Below are 21056 nucleotides of genomic sequence, written 5' to 3'. Positions count from 1 at the left end.
AACGATCATGCGGCCTCGGGTTACCATCGAGCCGCACACGGGGCTCGGACCCACCGGTCCGGGCCCCGCACCGCGCCCGGCCCACCCGCGCCGCGCGCCACGCACCACCAGAGAGAGAACCACCCCATGCTCCGCCCAGGCACGTCCGGATTGCGCATCAAGTCGCCCGACCTCCTCCTCGCCGAATCCGGAGCGGACCTCCACGGCCATGGCCTGCGCCGCAGCATGGGCCTGTTCCAACTCCTCTGCTTCGGCGTCGGCGCCATCGTCGGCACCGGCATCTTCGTCGGCCTGTCCGACACCGTCGCGCAGGCCGGCCCCGCGGTCATCGTCTCCTTCGTGCTGGCGGCCGTCACCTGTGTCTTCACCGCCTTCGCCTTCGCCGAACTGGGCGGTGCGATCCCGGTCTCCGGCAGCTCGTACTCCTACGCCTACGCCACCCTCGGCGAGCGCACCGCCTTCCTCGTCGGCTGGTGCCTGCTGCTCGAATACGGCGTCTCGGTCTCCGCGGTCGCGGTCGGCTGGGGCCAGTACCTCAACCAACTGCTCGGCAGTCTCACCGGGTGGCAACTGCCCGCCGCGCTCGCCAACCCGCCCGGCGACGGCGGCATCGTCAACCTCCCCGCCGTCGTCGTGGTGCTGCTGGCCGCGGTGCTGTTGGTGCGCGGCATCCGGGAGAGCGCCCGGGCGACCGCGGCGATGGCGGTGCTCAAGCTGGCGGTGCTGGCGCTGTTCTGCGTGATCGGCTTCGGCGCGTTCCACAGCGGGAACCTCTCCCCGTTCGCACCGGAGGGGCTGGCCGGGATCACCTCCGGCGCCTCCGTCGCGTTCTTCTCGTACATCGGCTTCGACGCGATCACCACCGCCGGCGAGGAGGTGCGCAACCCGCGCCGCAACATCCCGCTCGCGATCATGATCTGCATCGGCGTGGTCACCGTCCTGTACTGCCTGGTCGCCCTCGCCGCGATCGGCGCGCTCTCCGCGGGCGAGGTGGCCGGCCGCCCGGCCGCGCTGTCGCTGATCGTCGACCGGGTCACCCACTCCAACGTCGGCGGCGCGGTGATCGCCTTCGGCGCGGTCGTCGCCATCGCCTCCGTGGTCCTCGCCGTGATGTACGGGCAGACCCGCATCCTGATGGCGATGTCCCGGGACGGGCTGGTCCCGCGGGTCTTCGCCCGGGTCTCGCCCCGGACCGCCACGCCCGTCGCCAACACCTGGATCGTCGCGGTGGTCTTCGCCCTCCCGGCCGCGGTCGTCCCGCTGGACGTGGTGATGAACCTGACCACCATCGGCACCCTCGCGATCATGGCGGCGGTCAACGTCAGCCTGCTGGTGCTCCGTCGCACCCGGCCCGACCTGCCGCGCCGCTTCCGCGTCCCGCTCTACCCGCTCAGCCCGCTGCTCGGCATCGTCTTCTGCGGCTACCTCATCTACGGCACCGGCCCGGCCACGTGGCTCCAGTTCGCCGGCTTCCTCGCCCTCGGCACGGTGGTCTACGCGCTGTACGGGCGCCGGCACTCGCGCCTGGCCAGGGGCGGGGGCGACGGGCCCGTCCCGGACGGCGCGGGGGACTTCCCGGGGTCGCGGGGGAGTGGCGAGGCGGCGCCAGGGACCGGCGCGGCGGATTCCGGTTATGTGGGATCCGGTAGCGGGGACCGCCCGGACCGCGGCGGCAACTGACCGCTCCGCGCCGCGCGTCGGCCTGATCGACCCCCTCCGGCTCCTACCCCGACCCCGACTTCGGCCCCGACCCTGGCAGCAACGCCCGGGACCGGGGCCGAAGCCGCATCCGCACCCGGGCAGACCCCGCACGACAAGACCCGTCCCACCCGGAACTCCCCACCCCCGCACCGCACTTCCCCGCCCCGTCGCCACGGCGCGCATATCGCGCACTCATGACGATGGTCACAAAGCAGTGATAACTTCGAGGAGCATTTCGCGCGTTCCGCACCGCCACCGCATCCGCGGCCACCACGCACCAGCCAACCGGCTGAAGGGGGCAGGCAGACCGATGAGCCCGTTCGCAGGATCCGCCCGCAGCACCGGCGCATGGCAGCACATCAGGGTCAGCAGGGAGGACGGCGTCGCGACCGTCACCCTCGCCCGCCCCGAGAAGCTCAACGCGCTGACCTTCGAGGCATACGCCGACCTCCGCGACCTGCTCGCCGAACTCGCCCGGGAGCGCTCGGTGCGCGCCCTGGTCCTGGCCGGCGAGGGGCGCGGCTTCTGTTCCGGCGGGGACGTCGAGGAGATCATCGGCGTCACCCTCGGCATGGACACCGCCCAACTCCTGGACTTCAACCGGATGACCGGGCAGGTCGTCCGGGCGATCCGGGAGTGCCCGTTCCCGGTCGTCGCGGCGGTGCACGGGGTGGCCGCCGGCGCCGGCGCGGTGCTCGCCCTGGCCGCCGACTTCCGGGTCGCCGACCCCTCCGCCCGCTTCGCGTTCCTCTTCACCCGGGTCGGCCTCTCCGGCGGCGACATGGGCGCCGCCTATCTGCTGCCGCGCGTCGTCGGCCTCGGGCACGCCACCCGGGTGCTGATGCTGGGCGATCCGGTACGGGCCCCCGAGGCCGAACGGATCGGTCTGATCAGCGAGTTGACCGAGGAGGGCCGGGCCGACGAGCGGGCCGCGGCGCTCGCCCGACGGCTGGCCGACGGCCCCGCGCTCGCGCACGCTCAGACCAAGGCGCTGCTCACCGCCGAGCTCGACATGCCGCTGGCCGCCGCCGTCGAACTGGACGCCAACACCCAGGCGTTGCTGATGAACAGCGCCGACTACGCCGAGTTCCACGCCGCGTTCACCGCGAAGCGGGCGCCCCAGTGGCAGGGGAAGTGACCGCGGCCGCGGGGACGGCCGGGCGCCCGCTGAAGGTCGCCGTGCTCGGCGGCGGCCCCGGCGGGCTCTACGCCGCGGCCCTGCTCAAGCGCCTCGACCCGGACCGCGAGATCACCGTCTGGGAACGCAACGCCCCCGACGACACCTTCGGCTTCGGCGTCGTCCTCTCCGACGAGACCCTCGGCGGCATCGAGCACGCCGACCCGGTCATCTACCGTGCACTCCAGGCCGAGTTCGTGCGCTGGGACGACATCGACATCGTGCACCGCGGCCGGACCCTCACCTCCGGCGGCCACGGCTTCGCCGCGCTCGGCCGCCGCCGGCTGCTGGCGGTCCTGCACGAGCGCTGCCGGTCGCTGGGCGTCCGGCTGGTCTTCCGCACCGAGGCCCCGCCGGCCGCCGAACTCGCCCGCGACCACGACCTGGTGATCGCCGCCGACGGCGTGCACAGCACCACCCGCACCGCGCACGCCGACGTCTTCCGCCCGCAACTGACCACCCACCGGTGCCGCTACATCTGGCTCTCGACCGACTTCGCCCTGGACGCCTTCCGCTTCGAGATCGCCGACACCGGCCACGGCATCGCCCAGCTCCACGCCTATCCGTACGCCCGCCCCAAGACCGGGCGGCCCGACGCGTCCGACGAGGGCGCCAGCACCGTCATCGTCGAGATGCGCGAGGAGGTCTGGCGCGCCAACGGGCTGGACGCCCTCGACGAGCGCGCCTCGGCCGCCTGGTGCGCCGAGCTCTTCGCCCAGACCCTGCGCGGCCGCCCGTTGCGCACCAACAACTCCGCCTGGATCGCCTTCCGCACGGTCGTCAACGAGCGCTGGTCGCACGGCCGGATCGTGCTGCTCGGCGACGCCGCGCACACCGCCCACTTCTCCATCGGCTCCGGCACCAAGCTGGCCGTCGAGGACGCCCTCGCGCTCGCCGCGTGCCTGCGCGAGGCGCCCACCCTGCCGGACGCCCTGGCCGCCTACGAGGCCGAGCGCCGCCCCGTCGTGGCCTCCACCCAGCGCGCCGCCCGTGCCAGCCTCGCCTGGTTCGAGGAGCTGGCGACCTACGCCGACCAGCCGCCGCACCAGTTCGCCTTCAACCTGCTGACCCGCAGCCGCCGGGTCACCCACGACAACCTGCGGCTGCGGGACGCCGAGTTCACCGACGCGGTGGCCGCGGAGGCCGGCATCCCCGACGGGACGCCGCCGATGTTCACCCCCTTCCGGCTGCGCGGGCTGACCCTGCGCAACCGGGTCGTGGTCTCGCCGATGGACATGTACGCCGCGGACAGTGCCGGCACCCCCGGGGACTTCCACCTCGTCCACCTCGGCGCCCGCGCGCTGGGCGGGGCCGGGCTGGTGATGACGGAGATGGTGTGCGTCAGCCCCGAGGGGCGGATCACACCGGCCTGCACGGGGCTTTACGCGCCGGAACATGAGCGGGCCTGGCGGCGGATCACCGACTTCGTGCACGGCCAGGCCCCCGGCACCGCCCTCGGCGTCCAGCTCGGCCACTCCGGGCGCAAGGGCTCGACCCGGCGGATGTGGGAGGGCATCGACCAGCCGCTGCCGGACGGCAACTGGCCGGTCCTCGCGGCCTCCCCGCTGCCCTACCGTCCGGGTGTCAACCAGATCCCGCACGCCCTGACCGCGGCGGAACTCGGCGCCGTGCGCGACCAGTTCGTCAGCTCCGCCGCCCGCGCCGCCCGCGCCGGCTTCGACCTGCTCGAACTGCACTGCGCACACGGCTATCTGCTCTCCGGCTTCCTCTCCCCGCTGACCAACCAGCGCACCGACGCCTACGGCGGCTGCCTCGAAGGTCGCCTCCGCTTCCCCCTCGAAGTCTTCGACGCGGTCCGCGAACGGTGGCCGGACGACCGGCCGATGACGGTCCGGATCTCCGCCACCGACTGGGCGGAGGGCGGCACCACCCCCGAGGACGCCGTCGCCATCGCGGCCGCCTTCGCCGAGCACGGCGCCGACGCCATCGACGTCTCCACCGGCCAGGTGGTGCCCCACGAGCGCCCCGACTTCGGCCGCTCCTACCAGACGCCGTTCGCCGACCGGATCCGCAACACCCTCGGCATCCCGGTCATCGCGGTCGGCGCCATCTCCTCCTGGGACGACGTCAACTCCCTGATCCTGGCCGGCAGAACCGACCTCTGCGCGCTGGCCCGCCCCCACCTCTACGACCCGCACTGGACCCTGCACGCCGCCGCGGAACAGGGCTACGCCGGCCCCGGCGCCCCCTGGCCGCCGTCCTACCAGGCGGGCAGCCGCACCCCGCCCACCGGCCGCACCGATGCGCCGAAGCCCCGCCTCACGCTGCACTGACGGGGAGGCCGAACGCAGCGGGGCGGGGCGGTAAAGGGGGCGCCGCTCGGCGTGGCAGGGGTCAGACGGTGACGCGTGCGGAGCGGCCGTGCGGATCGAGATGGCTCAGCGCGCCGGGCGACGCCAGGCCCGGCAGGGTGTGCTTCCAGAGGGTCGTGACCCGCTCGGGAAGATCGGCGCGGTTGGTCGCGGCCCGCGAGAAGAGCTGCACGCCCATGTAGGAGGCGACGAAGAACTCCGCGGCCCGGTCCGGGTCGACGGCGGGTAGTAACTCGCCGTTGTCCCGGGCCTCGGTGAACATCGTGGCCATGATGTCGATCCACGCCTGGTACGGGACCAACGGCTCGTCGCTGAAGGTCGTCTCGACCGCGATCCGGGTGCCGGCCTGGATCATCGGATCGCTCCGCAGGGCCAGCGCCACCTGGTGCGTGAAGTCGATGGCGTCCTGGAGGCGGGAGTCGCTCACCGGCGGTACGAACGGGTCGGTCTGTTCCCGGATGACCGCGCGCGCCAACGCGTCCTTGGACCGGAAATGGAAGTACACGGCCCCCTTGGTGACCCCCGCGCGCTGGATGATCTCTGCCATCGTTGCGGCCTCGTAGCCGCGGGTGCCGATGACATGGGCCGCGGCTTCGAGGACGGCGCGCCGGGTGCGCACTGCGCGTTCCTGCTTGACCACCGATCATCCTCCGTATGCTCTCTTGGAGTTGTTGTGCCTGGGTGCGACCCGTTGCCGTGGCCGCGCAGTCTATTTCCGCATCATAAAGAAGCCAACCGTGCGGTATTCATTGACCGCACGCCGGTTTGCGGCCGGAATTCGCGCTTCGGCCGCGCGGTGCCTGTGGTACTGCCGAACGTGCAAGGAGTAGATCGATGACCCTGACCGACGCGCCCAAACTCCCCTCCGTCCACCGGGAGGTACGGCTCGCCCGCCGGGTCGGCGACGAAGAAATGACGGGGCGTCATTTCACCGTTGCCGAGGTCCCGCTGCCCAGTCCTGGCCCCGATCAGGTGCTGGTGCGCACCCGTTTCATGGCGGTCACCGCGGCGATGCGGACCCGGATGACGACGGCCCGTTTGCCGATGCCGTCCTTCGAGCCGGGGCAGCCGCTGTCGGGTGCCGCCGTCGGCGAGGTGGTGGCCGCGCCCGGCGGCGCCTTCGCGTCCGGCGACCTCGTCCACCATCCCTATGGTTGGCGTGAGTTCGCTGCTGTTGATGTGGCGCGGGTGCGCAAAATCGACCCGACCGCGCTGCCGTCGCCACTGGCGCACCTCTCCCAGGGGGACACCGCCTGGGGCGCGCTGCGCCGGGCCGCCGAGGTGCGCCCTGGGGACACCGTGTTCGTCACCGGCGCCGCCGGCGGCGTGGGCAGCCTGGCCGGTCAGCTCGCCCGCCGGCTGGGGGCGGCCCGGGTGATCGGCAGCACCGGTTCGGAGGCCAAGGCCGCCCGGCTGCGGGCGGAGTTGGGGTACGACGCCACGGTCGTGCGCGGTGCCGGGCCGATCGAGGAGCAGCTGCGCCGGGCCGCGCCCGACGGGATCGACGTCCTGCTGGACACCGTGGGCGGTGAGCAGCTGCGTGCGGCGCTCGCGGTGGCCCGGCCGGAGGCCCGCTTCGCCCTGGTCGGCGTGTTGTCCAGCCAGTTGGGCGGGGACGGCGGGGCGACCTGCCCGGTCGAGCTGGACGCGGGGCTGATCATCACGCGCCGGGTGGCGCTGCGCGGCTTCGGGCGGTACGCCCATCCCGACCTGGCCGAGGAGTGGACGGCGGAGTTCGGACGGGGGCTGCGGGACGGCTCGTTGGTCTTCCCGCACGCGCTGCTGAAGGGGATCGAACAGGCGCCGAGGGCGCTGTGCGAACTCACCCAGGGACGTCACGTCGGGGCGGTCATCGTGGAGTTGTGAGTCGGACACGGGGCGCGGGGGGAGCGGTCAGCCGGCCGCGACCCGAGCCGGTGCCGGGAGCCCGGCGGCCCCGACCCGCTCCGCCGTCGCCGGCAGCAGACCCCACAGCCCGGTGACCGCCTCCGCGTCCCACCACGTCCGATCGCCGCCGCCCAGGTGCAGCAGACCCACCACGACCGAGGTCAACAGCTGGGCGGTGCGCCGCGGTTCGGCGTCCTCGGGGTCCGGGCCGGTGAGCCCGGGCCCCTGGCCGACCGGGCCGCCGGTGCCGCAGGTCACCGCCTTGTCGAGGAAGAGCGCGTACCAGCGCTGCTCCAGGGCGTGCAGATCCAACCCCGGTGCGGTCTCCGGGCGCAGCCGCAACCCCGCGCGCAGCACCGGGTCCGACTGCACCCGGCCGAACAGCGTGACCGCGAAGTCCCGGACGGCGACGGTCAACGGCTCGGGGGAGCGCAGAAAGCCCTCCTCGATCTCGTTGAGGGTGGCCAGCGCGGTGTCCCGGACCGCGAGGGTCAGATCGTCCTTGGACGTGAAGTGGAAGTACAGGGCTCCCTTGCTGAGTCGGGCCCGCCGGCTGATCTCGACCATGCCCGCGGCGGGCACTCCCTTTTCCAGGAACGTCTCGGCGGCCGAGCGGATCAGCGCCTGGCGGCTTTGGATGGCTCGATGCTGCGTGGGCACGGTGTCCGTCCCGTCTCTCGTACGACTGCAACCTGCTTGCAGTCTACAGAGAAAACCAACCATGCGGTTCGCTATGGTGAGGACGAATGGCCGGATCTGCCGCGGTCTGTCGGAAAGTCAACGGCCCTTGTGGGGCCCGGAACCCGGCGGATGCACGGCTTCCAGGGCCTCATCCAGTGTGTCCTGCCGGGTAAGGCTTGTCGACCCGTCAGGGAGGGGCTAAGGCGCATTGACAAACAGCGCAGGCGGTTTTTAAATCTCCGAAGGCGGTAAACGGGACGATCCCTTCCGATGCCGCCGCTTCGACGGTCGCGCGCCGCCCTTGGACAGTGGTGCGCCACGGCGAGACCGCCTCTGCCGCCACAGTCGTCGAGGTGCGGGGTCGGCCCGACCAGCCGGACCCGCACACGTCACCGAGCCCCCGCACCCATCGGAATCCGGAAAGGTCCCATCCATGCGCGTATCAATGGAAGTCGGCGAACGTCCTGTGAGAGGCGCGCGGAGCGCCAGCGGAGGAGAGACGCTCAGGGCCGCCGTCTTCGATCTGGACGGCACCCTCGCCAACACCCTGCCCGCGATCAGCAAGCTGCTGGTCAAGGTGGCGGCGGAACAGGGCTGTTCGGTGACCGCGCGGCAGGCGGCCGCGGCCATCGGCAAGCCCCCGGCCGCCGCGTTCGGACGGCTGCTGGGCCGCCCCGAGGACGACGGGCGGGTGCAGGCCGCCATCTCCCGCTACCGGGAGCTGTTCTCCTACGAGGTCCTGTGCCAGGGGCCGCAGTTGCTCTACCCGGGGGTGACGGCCGGGCTGTCCGCGCTGCGCGCCCACGGCGTCGAACTGGCCGTCGCCACCTCCAAGACCACCCGCAGCGCCGAGGCCCTGCTCGACGTGATGGGCATCCGCGACCTGGTCGGCCCGGTCATCGGGCAGGACATGGTCCGACGCGGCAAGCCGCACCCGGAGATGGTGCTGCGCGCGGCCGGTCGGTTGGGGGTCCCGGCCTGGCAGAGCGCGTATGTCGGGGACACCGTGGGGGACATGAGGATGGCGGTGACCGCGCGCATGGAGCCGGTCGCGGTCACCTACGGCAGCGGCACCTTCGGTGAACTCGCCGCGGTCGCCGGGACCCGGATGTGCAGTTCGTTCAAGGACGTGGTCTCGGTGATCGCCGCCGCCCGGCCGCGTCCGTCGACCGCCGGCCCCGTCCGGCAGCGTCCGGCCGCCGCCGTCCCGGTGGGGGCACACCAGCGGCGACGCTGACACCGGGGGTTACGGGCCACGCCCGCGGTCCAGGGGGAACACCGGACCGCGGGCGGGAGGCGACGGAGCGGGGCGTACGAGGACGCGGGGTGCCTCCCGATCGACCACGGTCGACGGAGTCAGGGGCTCAACCGGCGTCCTGGGTGCGGTGCGTCCCGGCCGTCGCCTCCCGCACGTATGCGGCGGCAGCCGCCCGCAGGGTGTCGTGCAGCCGGCGGAACACCTCCGCCGCGCGGCCGCCCGGCCAGTCCTCCGGCAGGAGGGGAGAGGACAGACCGGGGTCCGCATAGGGGAGGTGCCGCCAGGCGTCCAGGGCGAGCAGATGGTCGCGGTAGGCGGCCTCGGGGGGAAGCGAGCGGCGCCGGCTCCAACGGGCCAGCACCGGTTCCTGCTCGGCCAGGAACGCGCGGTGCCGCGCCGCGAGGGCGTCCAGGTCCCACCAGCGCGCCACGGCCTGCGCGGTGGGCGTGAAACCGGCGTGGGTGCCGGTGAACAGGTCCACGTAGGCGGCCAGTTGCAGCCGCTCCAGGGTGTGCCGGGTCTCCTCGTAGAGGTGCGCGGGGGCGATCCACACACCGGGCGCCGCGGTGCCGAAGCCCAGCCGGGCCAGCCGCGAGCGCAGCAGATGGCGCTTGTGCCGCTCCTCCTCGGGGACGGAGAAGACGGCCAACACCCAGCCCTCCGGCGGCGGTCCGGCGGGCCGGCCGAATATCCGGCGGTCGCCGTCCGCGAGCAGTTGTTGACCCGCGTCGGAGAGCCCGTAGGCGGCCGCGCCCGCGGCGGTGCGCTCGGGGACCAGCAGTCCGCGGCGCTTGAGCCGGGAGACCGCCGAGCGGACCGACGGCGGATCCACGCCGAGCACCCCAAGGAGCCGGATCAGCACGGCCACCGGCACCGGCCCGGGCTCGCCGCCGACGTCCTGGGGGCCGCCCCGGCCGTAGGCGCCGTAGAAGGTGACGATCAGGGACCGCGGGGTGTGCTGGGCAGGCTCGTCGCTCACCGGATCACTTTAGGGCAGGCCCTGCTTCGGGCCCGCGGAGCCGGAAGCGCTGGAGCTTGCCGGTGGGGGTGCGCGGCAGCGCGGTGTGGAAGACCACCTCGCGCGGGCATTTGTAGGGCGTGATCCGGGACTTGACGAACTCCCGCAGCGCCGCGACGGTCTCCTCCCCGGGCGAGGCGCCGTCCCGCAGCACCACATGGGCGACGACCACCTCCCCGCGGTGCTCGTCGGGCCGCCCGACCACCGCCGCCTCGGTCACGTCCGGGTGCCGCAGCAGGGCGTCCTCCACCTCGGGCCCGGCGATGTTGTACCCGGCCGAGATGATCATGTCGTCCGCGCGGGCCACATAGCGGAAGTAGCCGTCCCCGTCCCGGACATAGGTGTCGCCGGTGAGATTCCAACCGTCGCGGACGTAGGAGGTCTGCCGGGGGTCGGCGAGGTAGCGGCAGCCGGTCGGGCCGCGGACCGCGAGCAGGCCCGGTTCGCCGTCCGGCACCGGTTCGCCGTCCGGGCCCACCACCCGCGCCTCGAAACCGGGCACCGGCAGCCCCGTCGTCCCCGGCCGGATCGCGTCGTCGGCGGCGGAGAGGAAGATGTGCAACAGCTCCGTCGCGCCGATCCCGTTGATGATCCGCAGGCCGGTCGCCTCGTGCCAGGAGCGCCAGGTCGCGGCGGGCAGGTTCTCGCCGGCCGAGACGCAGCGGCGCAGCGAGGACAGGTCGTGCCCGGCCAACTCGGGCAGCATCGCCCGGTAGGCGGTCGGCGCGGTGAACAGCACCGAGATCCGGTGCGCGGCGATGTCGCCCAACAGCCGCCGCGGGCCGCCCCATTCGGCGAGGTACGCCGCGGCCCCGGCCCGCAGCGGGAAGATCACCAGTCCGCCCAGCCCGAAGGTGAAGCCGAGCGGCGGGCTGCCGGCGAACACGTCGTCCGGGCGCGGCCGCAGCACCTGCGCGGAGAAGGTGTCGGCGATGGCGAGCACATCGCGGTGGAAGTGCAGACAGCCCTTGGGGCGGCCGGTGGTGCCGGAGGTGAAGGCGATCAGCGCGACGTCGTCACAGGAGGTCGGCACCGCCTCGTACGGCGCGCCGCCGGGGCGCGCGCACCGCGTCAGATCGTCCGGCCCCTCCCCGCCGAAGGTGGCGATGCGCAGGCCCGGGACCTCGGCCCGGACCAGGTCGTCGGCCGCGCGGGCGTCGCACAGCGCGTGCCCGACCCGGGCGAGGTCGCAGATCGTGGCGAGTTCGTCCGGGCGGTGCGCCGCCAGCACCGTCACCGCCACCGCGCCGGCCTTCATCACCGCGAGCCAACAGGCCGCCAGCCAGGGCGAGGTGGGGCCGCGCAGCAGCACCCGATTGCCCGGCACCACGCCCAACCGGTCGGTGAGCGCATGCGCGAGGGCGTCCACCCGGGCCCGCAACTCCCCGTAGGACCAGGCCCGTCCGTCGGCGGCCAGGACCGCGGGCCGGTCCGCGCCCAGCCGCGCGATGGTGCCGTCGAGGAGCTCCGCGCCGCAGTTCAGCCGGTCGGGATAGCCCAGGTCGGTCAGGTGCGGCCACTGCTCGGGCGGCGGCAGCCGGTCGCGGGTGAAGGTGTCGGTGTGGGCCGAGGGCCGGAGCTCCATGCGGGGTGCGCCCCCTAGGTGGCCGCCGCGCGGCCGGTCGTTAAGGGAAGGGACTGCCGAACGGATCCCCGTCAGCGTAACGTCTTCGTGACGGCAGTCAACAGACCGCGATAACCGGTCGCCGGGCCGTCGCCGCGACCGGTACCGCTGACCAGGGAGCCGCCTTGTGACCGCATTCGCACTGGCACCGGAGCAGGAGGAATGGTGCGCCCGACTGCGCGCCGACACGGCTGGACGGCTGCGCCCCCTGGCGGAACGGGGGGAGTTGGGCCGGGTCAACCGGCCGCTGGTCGCCGCCCTCGGTGAACTGGGGCTGCTGCGCCGCCTCTTCCCCGACGGCGGTAGCCCGCGGGCCCTGGACCTCTGCCTGTTGCGGGAGTCCCTGGCGCAGGAGTGCACGGAGGCGGAGACCGCGCTGGCGCTCCAGGGGCTGGGGGCCTGCCCGATCGTCCAGTCCGGGACCGCGGAGCAACAAGGCCGCTGGCTGCCGGAGGTGGCCGCCGGGCGGGCCGTCGCCGCCTTCGCGCTGAGCGAGCCCGGCGCGGGCTCGGACGCCGCGGCGCTCGCCCTGGCCGCCGCGCCCGACGGCCCCGGCCGCTGGCGGCTGTCCGGCGAGAAGTGCTGGATCTCCAACGCCCCGGAGGCCGACTTCGCCACCGTCTTCGCCCGCACCGGCGCCGACGGCTCCCGCGGCATCACCGCCTTCCTCGTCCCCGCCGACCGCCCGGGCCTGGGCGGTCAACGGCTGGACATGCTCAGCCCGCACCCCATCGGCACCCTGGTCTTCGACGGCACCCCGGTGACCGCCGCGGACGTGCTCGGTGAGGTGGGCGGCGGGTTCGGGGTGGCGATGCGCACCCTGAACCTCTTCCGGCCGAGCGTCGGCGCGTTCGCGGTCGGCATGGCGCAGGCCGCGTTGGACGCCACGGTGGCGCACGCCGGCACCCGGACCGCGTTCGGCGGGCCGCTCAGGGACCTCCAGTCCGTCGGCCACCAACTCGCCGAGATGGCCACCCGGTTGGAGTCCGCCCGACTGCTGGTGTACGCGGCCGCGGCCGCCTACGACCGCGGTGCCCCGGACGTCGCCCGCCGCGCGGCGATGGCCAAGCTGCTCGCCACCGAGACCGCGCAGTACGTCGTCGACGCGGCCGTGCAGATCCACGGCGCCCGCGCCCTGCGCCGCGGCCACCTCCTGGAGCACCTCTACCGCGAGGTCCGCGCCCCGCGCATCTACGAGGGCGCCACGGAGGTGCAGCGCTCGATCATCGCCAAGGAGCTGTACCGCACCGCCGCACCGCGGGCCTGAACGGGCGCCGCACGGCCGGCCGTTGTCTCCGTCTCCCCGGCCCGCCGCCGGCCGTGCATATACGGGACCGCGGCGCCCGCTCCCTTCCGGACCCGGGCGCCGCGCCCGCCGCATACACTGTCTGCTCCGATTCATGAGCAGGGGGCGGAATGAACACCGGTGTCAGCAGGCTGACCCTCGGTCTGACGGGCGCGTCGGACACCGATCCGGAGGAGCTTTCGGCGCTCGGCGAGCAGTTGCGCCGCGCGCTGCTCGAACTCGACGTGACCGACGTGCAGTTGGCCCGCGGCGGCGCGCCGGCACCGGCCGGCGCCAAGCCCGCCGAGGCGATCGCGGTCGGCGCCCTCGTCGTCACCGCCGCCCCGGTGCTCGTCCGCCAGGTGCTGAACCTGGTCGACACCTGGCTGCGCAACCGCCCGGTCCGTACCGTCACGGTGGAACTGGACGGCGGGAGGATCGAGTTGACCCACGCCTCCCGCGCGGACCAGGGGCGACTGATCGACGCGTTCGTGCGGGAGCGGGTCGAGCGGGCCGGAAACCCGCAGCCCGAGGAGTGATCCGGTGCCCGGTTCGCCCGCCGGTCGCCGGGACGCCCTGCTGATCGCCACTGGCCAGTACGACAGCCCGGACCTGCGGCCGCTGCGCTCGCCGCGCCAGGACTGCGAGGGCCTGGCCGCCGTCCTCGGCGACCCCGCCATCGGCGACTTCCGCGTCCAACAGCACGTGGACGCCACGTCGTACGAGGTCAAGCGCGCCCTGGAACAGTTCTTCCGGCACCGCGGCCGGGCGGACCTGCTGCTGCTCCACCTGTCCTGCCACGGCATCAAGGACGACGAGGGGCATCTGCACTTCGCCGCCCGGGACACCGACAAGGACCTGCCGGCGTCCACCGCGGTGCCGGCCGCCTTCCTGCACGACCAGATGGCCCGCTGCCGGGCCCGCACCATCGTCGTGCTGTTGGACTGCTGCTACAGCGGTGCCTTCCTGCCCGGCACCAAGGGCGACGACCATGTGCACGTGAAGGAGGAACTGGCCGGCCACGGCCGGGCGGTGCTCACCGCGACCAGCCGGACCGAGTACGCCTGGGAGGGCGACCAGCTCCAGGCCGCCGCGCCGCAGCCGTCCCGCTTCACCGGCGCCCTGATCGAGGGCCTGCGCACCGGGGCCGCGGACGCCGACCGGGACGGCCACATCACGGTCAACGAGCTCTACGACTACGCGTACGAGCACCTGCACCGCAGCGGGGCACGACAACGGCCCCAGATGTGGGTGGAGTTGGAGGGGCGGGTGATGCTGGCCCGGGCGGTCGCCGGGGCCGGGGCGCCCGGGGGGCGGTCGGCCGGGGCCTCCGCCGGGCCGACCGCTGAAGTGCCCGCCGAGCAGGCGCTGTTCGACCGCCTCGACCACGGCTGGAACGGTGTCGATCCGCCCTTCTCGACCTCGCTCGGGCGACTCGCCCGGCGCGGCACGGATGCGCTGGTCAGCGTCGAGCTGCCGCTGGTCGAGACGGCCCTTGGCACGGTCAGGGAACTCGCCTTCGACAGTGCCGCGGTCTGTGCGGGCTGCGCGGGCCGCGGCGCCGCCGCCGACGCACCGGTGTACGCCTGCCGCCTCTGCGCCGGCACCGGCACGTACGGCCGGGTGGCCAAGGGGGAGCCGACCGTCCCGTGCCCCCACTGCGCGGGCAGCGGGGTGCGCATCCCGGCACCGTGCCCCGACTGTGCGGGCGAGGGGCGGGTGCGGGTCCGGCGCACCCTCAGCGTGCGGGTGCCGGCGGGCGTCGACCACGGCACCCGCATCCAACTCGCCGGCGAGGGCGAGGTGGGACCGGGCGGCGGCCCGCGGGCGGACCTGTACGTGAACGTCGTGGAGCTGCCGCACCCGGAGTTGCAGCGGCACGGCGACGACCTGCACCTGACCCGGAGCATTCCGCGCTCCCTGGCCCGCGCGGGCGGCACCGTCGAGGTGGTTACGCTCGACGGCGTGCGGTCGGTCCGGGTCCCCGCCGGGCTGCGTCCGGGGCAGACGCTGCGGCTGGCCGGGTACGGCGTCCGGCATCTGCGCGGCGGTGGTTCGGGGGACCTGCTGATCCACGTCGAGTTGGCGGGGGACGACGCGGGGGCCGAGGCGGGGGTGGCCGCGGCCCGTTGAGCGGGGCTGCTCGGACCGCGGCCCCGCCCGGTCAGTTCTGCGGATGCGGCAGCGGCTCCTCCGGCGAGGTGGTGGCGGCGAGAGGGCGGTTTCGCTGGTGGGCCTGTGCGACGGCGTCGTCGGCGGTCTCGAACAGGGCGCCCGGCGCGGGCAGTTTGGCCAGCACGCCGAGGGCGTCGAGGTGGAGCCGGTGGGTGTCGCGGACCCCGGAGAGGTGGACCACGGCGCCGCGCCGGGCATGGTGGTCGATGACCTCGGCCAGGGTGAGCATCGCCGTGCTGTCGAGGCCGGTCACCCGCCCGAGGTCGAGCACCACCACCTGGGCCCGCGACCGGAGCACCGTCCGCAGCACCCGGTCGGCGGTGGTGAACAGTAGCGGGCCGGCGAAGCGGTGGACCGAGATCTGCGCATCCGGTGGGCCGGGTACGGCCGTTGGGTCCGGCGCGCTCGGTGCATCCGGTGCCGGCGCACGCGCGTCGAGCGGCGGGGCACCCTGCACGGGGACCCACGCGGGGATCCACACGTGCTCGACGCGCGCCGTCGCGGCCACCGTGCGCAGCGCCAGCACCATGGCCAGCACGATCCCGGTGGCCACCGCGGTGACCAGGTTGACGGCCAGGGTCAGCGCCCCGGTGAGCGCGGCGATCCCGGCCTGGCCCCGGCCGACGCGGCCCAGTGCGCGCAGCGCGGCGAGGTCGATCATCCGTAGCGCGGTGGCGATCAGGACGCCCGCCAACGCCGCCAGCGGCACCGTGGACACCAGCGGCGCCGCGCTCCACACCACCAGGGCGAGCGCGGCCGCATTGGTCAGCGCGGCCAGTTGGGACGCGGCGCCGGACCGCACGTTGATGGCGGTGCGGCACATGGTGCCGGTGGCCGCCACCCCGCCGAAGAACGGCACCACCAGGTTGGCGACGCCCTGGCCGAACAACACCCGCTGGCCGTCGTGCCGTTCGGTGCCGCTCAGCGCGTCCGCCGCGGCGGCGGTCATCAGCGACTCCAGGGCGACCAGCACCGCGAGCGTCACCGCGGCGGGCAGCAGCGCGGGCACCTCGGACGGCACCGGGAAGCCGGCGGACGGCGCGGGCAGCCCGGTCGGAAGGTGCCCGATCCGGGCCAGCGGCAGGTGCGCGACCCCGGCGACGACGGTGGCCGCCGCGATGGCCAGCAACGGGAACGGCACGGCCGGCCGCAGTCGCGCCCCGACCAGGCTGACGGCCGCGGTCGCCAGGGCGGTGAGCAGGGCCGGCCAGTGTGGCTCGGCGACGAAGTCGGCCGCCGCCCGCGCCGCGGCGGCCGCGACCGCCTCCCCGTGCGGCACCGTCCTCCCCAGCGCCGGCGGGATCTGCTGCGCGACGATCACCACGGCGGCGCCGAGCACGAAGCCCTTCACGACCGGGGCCGGAACCCAGCGCGCGTACCGACTGGCGCGCGTCAACGCCAGGCCGAGCAGCACGACTCCGGCCAACAGCCCGGTGGTGAGCACCCCCGCAGCCCCGTGTTCCTGCGCGATCGGCGCGAGCACCACGGCGACCACCCCGCTCGGCCCGGTGATCTGCAACCGGGCGCCGCCCAGCACCGCCACCAGCCCGCCGGCGAGCACGGCGGTGACCAGCCCCGCGCGGGCCCCCAACCCGGTCGCCACGCCGAACCCGATGGACAGCGGCAGCGCGGCCACCGCCACCGTCAGCCCGGCGAACAGGTCCTTGCGCGGCGCCCGGCGCACCGCCGCGAGATCGGCCCGCCCCGGTAGCAACCGCACGAGCCGACGCCCCCACCTACCCCCGGCGCCGCTGAAACCTCTACAACCCCGACCCTGCACGGCTATCCGCCCTTCTGCCGGAAGTCCCTGCCGGGCGCGCGCACCGGACCTCCCGCCGGAATTCCCGCGCGGTGCGGGAGCGTTCCGACGAGGAATGCGGAACCGTGGCACGCCCGAAGGGAAAAGTGGCGCGACGGAATTCATCCGGTACGGTGACGATTCCGTCCGCGACTGCTCGACGGCCCGCAACCCCTTGTCCGCGGGCATATCCAAGCTGACAGACGCGTTACGCCGGAGCAATACAGAAACCTGGTTCGGGAATTCACCGGCGAGGGCGAACCGCCCGCCCGAACAGTCCGCCCAACTGCCTTTCGGACTATACCGATTGACGCGGGCGCGAACTGAACGGGCGCGGACTTCCAGCGCTTCCTTCGCTTCTTCCGCTTCCCCCGCTTTCCTCGCTTCCTCCGCTTTCCTCGATGCCTACGTGCCGGCGCGGGCCGGGTCGGCCAGTGGCGGCACCACGGGCGCCGGGGACCGTTCCGAGGAGGCCGAGGCGGCCCACAGATCGGCGTAGCGCCCGTCCGCGGCCAGCAGTTCGGCATGGGTCCCGGCCTGGGCCACCCGCCCGTCGTCCAGCACCACCACGTAGTCGGCCCGGGCCGCGATGTGCAGCCGGTGGGTGACCACCACGGTCGTGCGGTTCCGGGAGAGCAGGCGGCGGGCGCGGTCCACCGCGGCCTCGGCGACCGGGTCGAGCGCCGCGGTGGCCTCGTCCATGATCAGGATGTCCGGGTCCACCAACTGGGCCCGGGCCAGGGCGACGAGCTGCCGTTGGCCGGCCGACAGGCGGTGGCCGCCGTCCCCCACGTCGTGGTGGTAGCCGTGGTCGAGCCCGGCGATCATGTCGTGGGCGCCGACCGCGCGGGCCGCGCGCTCGACCTCGATGTCCTCGGCGTCCGGCCGCCCGTAGGCGATGTTGTCGCGGACGGTGCCGGCGAAGAGGTACGCCTCCTGGGGCACGATGCCCAACCGCCGCCGGTAGCCGACCGGGTCGTAGTCCCGCAGGTCCGTGCCGCCGATCCGGAGGGTGCCGGCGGTCGGCTCGTGCAGCCCGGACAGCAGCTTGACGACGGTGGACTTGCCGGCTCCGGTCCGGCCGACGAGCGCGGTGGTGTGGCCGGGCGGGAGGACGAGGTCGATGCCGGACAGCGCCTCGTGGGCGGTGGTCGGGTAGGTGAAGTACACCCCGTCCAGGGTGATCGGGCCGTCCAAACGGGCCGGCAGCGGCCGGAGTTCGCCGGCCGGGCGCGGCCGGGGGGCCGGCTCCCGGAGCAGCTCCCGCACCCGGTGCAGACCGGCGGACGCCTGCTGGTAGCTGTCGAACGCCTGCGAGAGCTCCTGGACGGGGGAGAAGAACAGCTCGATGTAGAGGAGGAAGGCGGCGAGCACACCCGCGCTCACCGTGCCGCCGGTGACCCAGCTCGCCCCGAGCGCCAGCACCAGCAACGTGCTCAGGTCCGCGAGCAGTTGGACGAACGAGAAGTACCCGGCGAGCTGGACCTGGGTGCGGAACTGGGCGGCGGTGAAGTCCTGGCTGCGGGCCGCGAACTCCCGCTCGCTGCGGTGCTCGTGGCGGTAGGACTGGACCGTCCGCAGCCCGGCGACGCTCTCCTCCAGCGAGGTCACCAGCGCCCCGGCCCGCTCCCGCGCTCGGAGGTAGACCGGGGTGGACTTGGCGCGGTAGACCAACGTGGCCAGGATCAGGGCCGGTTGCAGCGCCAGCACGGCGAGGGCGAGCGGGACGTTGATGACCAGCAGCACCACCGCCACGGTGACCAGGGAGAGCAGGCTGAACAGGCCGGTGGTGAGGTCGGTTTGGAGGAACGCCGACAGCTTCTCCATGTCGGCGGTCAGCCGGGTGATGATGCGGCCGGCGCCCTGGCGCGCGTAGTAGTCCGACGGCAGCCGCTGGAGGTGGGCGAACGCCTTCACCCGGAGCGTGTAGAGGAGTCGTTCGGCGGTGCGTCCGCTGACCCGGTCCTTGGCCACGTTGACGCCCCAGGTGGCCAGGACGACGGCCAGGCCGGCCAGCGAGGCGGCGGTCAGCGCGGGCAGGTCGGACCGGGCGATGCCCTGGTCGATGCCGGTGCGCAGGAGGACGGGGAGGGTGAGGATGCCGGCCGCGCTGGCGATGACCAGGGCGAGGGAGAGCGCCAACGGGCCGGCCAGCGGGCGGAGTAGGTGGGACAGCCCGAAGTCGGGGGCGACGCGGCGGGCGGCTTGTTCGTCGATGTCGGGGGTGTCGGTGGCCGCGGGCAGCGCGGCCACGTCGGGGTTCTGCCGGGCGCCCGCCGCTTCGATGCGCCTCGCCCAGGGGCCGGGGGTGACGGTGGTGAGGGGCGGCGGGGCGTCCTGGTCGGGTGGGGCGGCCGTGGCGAGTGGGGTGGTGGTGGCGACCAGGGCGCGGTAGCGGGGGTGGTGTTCCTTGAGTTCCGCGTGGGTTCCGGTGGCGACGATCCGTCCCTCGTCCAGGAGCGCGACCCGGTCGGCGAGCGCCAGGGTGGACTCCCGGTACGCGAGGATCAGCGCGGTCCGTCCGCGCAGCGCCTCCTGGAGGTTGCGGTCGATGGCCGCACCGGTCTCGGCGTCGACGGCGCTGGCCAGGTCGTCGAGCACGACCGCCGTGGCGTCGCAGAGCAGGGCCCGGGCGAGGGCCAGGCGCTGCCGTTGGCCGCCGGACAGGGTGTGCCCGCGCTCGCCGAGCTCGGTGTCGTACCCCTGCGGCAGGGCGTCGATGAAGGCGTGCGCCTCGGCGGCCCGGGCCGCGGCGACGACCTGGGCGTCGGTGGCGTCGGGGCGGCCGTAGGTGAGGTTGTCGCGGACGGTGCCGCGGAAGAGGAAGTCGTCCTGGAGCGCGACGGCGATGGTGGAGCGCAGGGAATCCAGGGGGAGTTGGCGGATGTCCTGGCCGCCGACCCGGATGCGGCCGCCGGCGGGCCGGTAGAAGCCGGTGAGCAGGGCGGCGAGGGTGGACTTGCCGGATCCGGCCGGCCCGACGAGGGCGAGGGTCTCCCCAGGGGCGACCGTGAGGGAGAGGTCCCGTAGGAGGGGCGGGCCGTCGTCGTACCCGAAGGTCACGCCGTCCAGTTCGAGGGCCACCGGGCCGGCCGGCGGCGGGGTGGTGCCGTCCGCCCGCGGGGCCGCGGCGTCCCCGGCGGCCGGCCGGTCCGGGGCGTCGCCGTCGATGACCTCGAACATCCGCTGGGCGCTGGCCCGGGTCTGCTGGGCCTCGGTCACCATGGCGGACAGCAGCATGGTCGGCTCCATCAACTGGGCCAGATACGCCGAGAAGGCGAGGAAGGTGCCCAGCGAGATGGCGCCGCTGATGGCCAGCCAGCCGCCGACCACCATGATCCCGACCTGCCCCAGCGCCGACAGCATCCCCATGAGGGGCCCGTAGTGGCTGCGCAGCCGCACCGACCGCACCCGGGAGGCGAACAGCCGGCGGGCCGCGGCCCGCAACTTGCGCTCCTCCTGGTCCTCTTGGCCGAAGCTCTTGACGACGCGGACGCCGTCCACGGCCCCGGTGACCACCGTGGCGACCGAGCCGGCCTCCTCCTGGGCGTGCCAGGCCGCCGCCGAGACGCGGGTGTAGGCCCGGCTGGCGACCCACCACACCGCCAGGCCGACGGCGACGGCGACGAGCGTGAGCGAGGGCGAGAGCACGACCATCACGGTGAGCGCGCACACGAACAGCAGCGCCGCGCCGCCCATCACCGGCAGGTCGGACAGCAGCTTTTGCACGGTGGCCGCGTCGGAGGTCATCCGGCTGATCAACTGTCCCTTGCCCAGCCGGTCTTGGGCCCGCCCGTCGGCGTGCACGACGGCGTGGAACACGTCGGCCCGCAGGTCGTGCAGCACCTCCAGGGAGAGCCGGCCGGCCGCGCGGCGCCGTGCGTAGGAGGCGAGGAAGCCGACCACGGCGACGGCGGCCATCGCGCCGAGCAGCGGGGCGAGCGGGCGGTGGCGGTGGCCGATCACGTCGTCCACGACGGCCCGGGTGATCAGGGGGACGGCGGCGGTGGCGGCCGTACCGGCGAGGGTGCCGAGCACGACGGTGGTCAGGGCGAGCGGGTGCCGGCGGCAGTAGCGAAACAGCCTCCGGATCCAGCCACGGGGCATGCGGGCAGCTTG

At 74.1% G+C, this 21056-nt stretch carries 14 protein-coding genes; 8 read left to right on the top strand and 6 right to left on the bottom strand.

Features of this window, described 5'->3' with window-relative positions:
• The first annotated feature begins 126 nt into the window (after positions 1 to 126).
• The 3 genes from ACFVFQ_RS12520 (at position 127) to ACFVFQ_RS12510 (ending at position 5172) form a co-directional block, all read left to right on the top strand.
• The gene (locus ACFVFQ_RS12520) at positions 127 to 1680 is read left to right on the top strand and encodes an amino acid permease (RefSeq protein WP_383413274.1); all 1554 of its coding nucleotides are present in this window, start codon (positions 127 to 129) and stop codon (positions 1678 to 1680) included.
• 331 nt (positions 1681 to 2011) lie between these two features.
• On the top strand, positions 2012 to 2839 hold the full coding sequence (locus ACFVFQ_RS12515) for an enoyl-CoA hydratase family protein (RefSeq protein WP_383413271.1): 828 nt from the start codon (positions 2012 to 2014) through the stop codon (positions 2837 to 2839).
• Positions 2836 to 5172, top strand: coding sequence for a bifunctional salicylyl-CoA 5-hydroxylase/oxidoreductase (locus ACFVFQ_RS12510; RefSeq protein ID WP_383413637.1), 2337 nt, complete (start codon positions 2836 to 2838; stop codon positions 5170 to 5172). Before ACFVFQ_RS12515 ends, ACFVFQ_RS12510 begins: the two co-directional genes overlap by 4 nt.
• 61 nt (positions 5173 to 5233) lie before the next feature.
• Here ACFVFQ_RS12510 and ACFVFQ_RS12505 read toward each other — a convergent pair whose 3' ends face one another.
• A complete protein-coding gene (locus tag ACFVFQ_RS12505; protein ID WP_383413267.1) occupies positions 5234 to 5830 on the bottom strand; it encodes a ScbR family autoregulator-binding transcription factor in 597 nt (198 codons plus the stop codon).
• Between the two features lie 215 nt (positions 5831 to 6045).
• Between ACFVFQ_RS12505 and ACFVFQ_RS12500 the strand changes: the two genes are divergently transcribed.
• Complete coding sequence (locus ACFVFQ_RS12500) at positions 6046 to 7077, top strand: MDR family NADP-dependent oxidoreductase (protein WP_383413264.1); 1032 nt, start codon at positions 6046 to 6048, stop codon at positions 7075 to 7077.
• A 27-nt stretch (positions 7078 to 7104) separates the two neighbouring features.
• On the opposite strand, the gene ACFVFQ_RS12495 is transcribed toward ACFVFQ_RS12500, so the two are convergent.
• Positions 7105 to 7758, bottom strand: a complete 654-nt coding sequence (locus tag ACFVFQ_RS12495; RefSeq protein ID WP_383413261.1) for a TetR family transcriptional regulator — start codon at positions 7756 to 7758, stop codon at positions 7105 to 7107.
• A 454-nt stretch (positions 7759 to 8212) separates the two neighbouring features.
• Here ACFVFQ_RS12495 and ACFVFQ_RS12490 point away from each other — a divergent pair, with 454 nt between their 5' ends.
• Positions 8213 to 9016 (top strand): HAD family hydrolase, encoded by an 804-nt coding sequence (locus tag ACFVFQ_RS12490; RefSeq protein ID WP_383413258.1) that lies wholly within the window; start codon positions 8213 to 8215, stop codon positions 9014 to 9016.
• 127 nt (positions 9017 to 9143) lie between these two features.
• On the opposite strand, the gene ACFVFQ_RS12485 is transcribed toward ACFVFQ_RS12490, so the two are convergent.
• The gene (locus ACFVFQ_RS12485; RefSeq protein WP_383413255.1) at positions 9144 to 10016 is read right to left on the bottom strand and encodes a PaaX family transcriptional regulator C-terminal domain-containing protein; all 873 of its coding nucleotides are present in this window, start codon (positions 10014 to 10016) and stop codon (positions 9144 to 9146) included.
• 4 nt (positions 10017 to 10020) lie between these two features.
• A complete protein-coding gene (locus tag ACFVFQ_RS12480; RefSeq protein WP_383413252.1) occupies positions 10021 to 11640 on the bottom strand; it encodes an AMP-binding protein in 1620 nt (539 codons plus the stop codon).
• Between the two features lie 166 nt (positions 11641 to 11806).
• On the opposite strand from ACFVFQ_RS12480, the gene ACFVFQ_RS12475 reads away from it, so the two are divergent.
• From ACFVFQ_RS12475 to ACFVFQ_RS12465, 3 genes are all read left to right on the top strand, one after another.
• A complete protein-coding gene (locus ACFVFQ_RS12475; protein ID WP_383413248.1) occupies positions 11807 to 12946 on the top strand; it encodes an acyl-CoA dehydrogenase family protein in 1140 nt (379 codons plus the stop codon).
• Between the two features lie 149 nt (positions 12947 to 13095).
• Entirely contained in the window at positions 13096 to 13503 is a 408-nt protein-coding gene (locus tag ACFVFQ_RS12470; RefSeq protein ID WP_383413245.1) for a hypothetical protein, read from the top strand.
• Between the two features lie 4 nt (positions 13504 to 13507).
• The gene (locus ACFVFQ_RS12465; RefSeq protein WP_383413242.1) at positions 13508 to 15097 is read left to right on the top strand and encodes a DnaJ C-terminal domain-containing protein; all 1590 of its coding nucleotides are present in this window, start codon (positions 13508 to 13510) and stop codon (positions 15095 to 15097) included.
• 31 nt (positions 15098 to 15128) lie between these two features.
• On the opposite strand, the gene ACFVFQ_RS12460 is transcribed toward ACFVFQ_RS12465, so the two are convergent.
• The gene (locus ACFVFQ_RS12460; RefSeq protein WP_383413239.1) at positions 15129 to 16859 is read right to left on the bottom strand and encodes a SulP family inorganic anion transporter; all 1731 of its coding nucleotides are present in this window, start codon (positions 16857 to 16859) and stop codon (positions 15129 to 15131) included.
• A 483-nt stretch (positions 16860 to 17342) separates the two neighbouring features.
• The gene (locus ACFVFQ_RS12455) at positions 17343 to 21044 is read right to left on the bottom strand and encodes an ABC transporter ATP-binding protein (protein ID WP_383413236.1); all 3702 of its coding nucleotides are present in this window, start codon (positions 21042 to 21044) and stop codon (positions 17343 to 17345) included.
• Positions 21045 to 21056: the final 12 nt, after the last annotated feature.

It is taken from the genome of Streptomyces sp. NPDC057743 (genome assembly GCF_042798755.1).
Lineage (GTDB): Bacteria > Actinomycetota > Actinomycetes > Streptomycetales > Streptomycetaceae > Streptomyces.
Note: the sequence above shows the minus strand (reverse complement) of the source record. Positions and strands in the feature narration are given on the sequence as shown.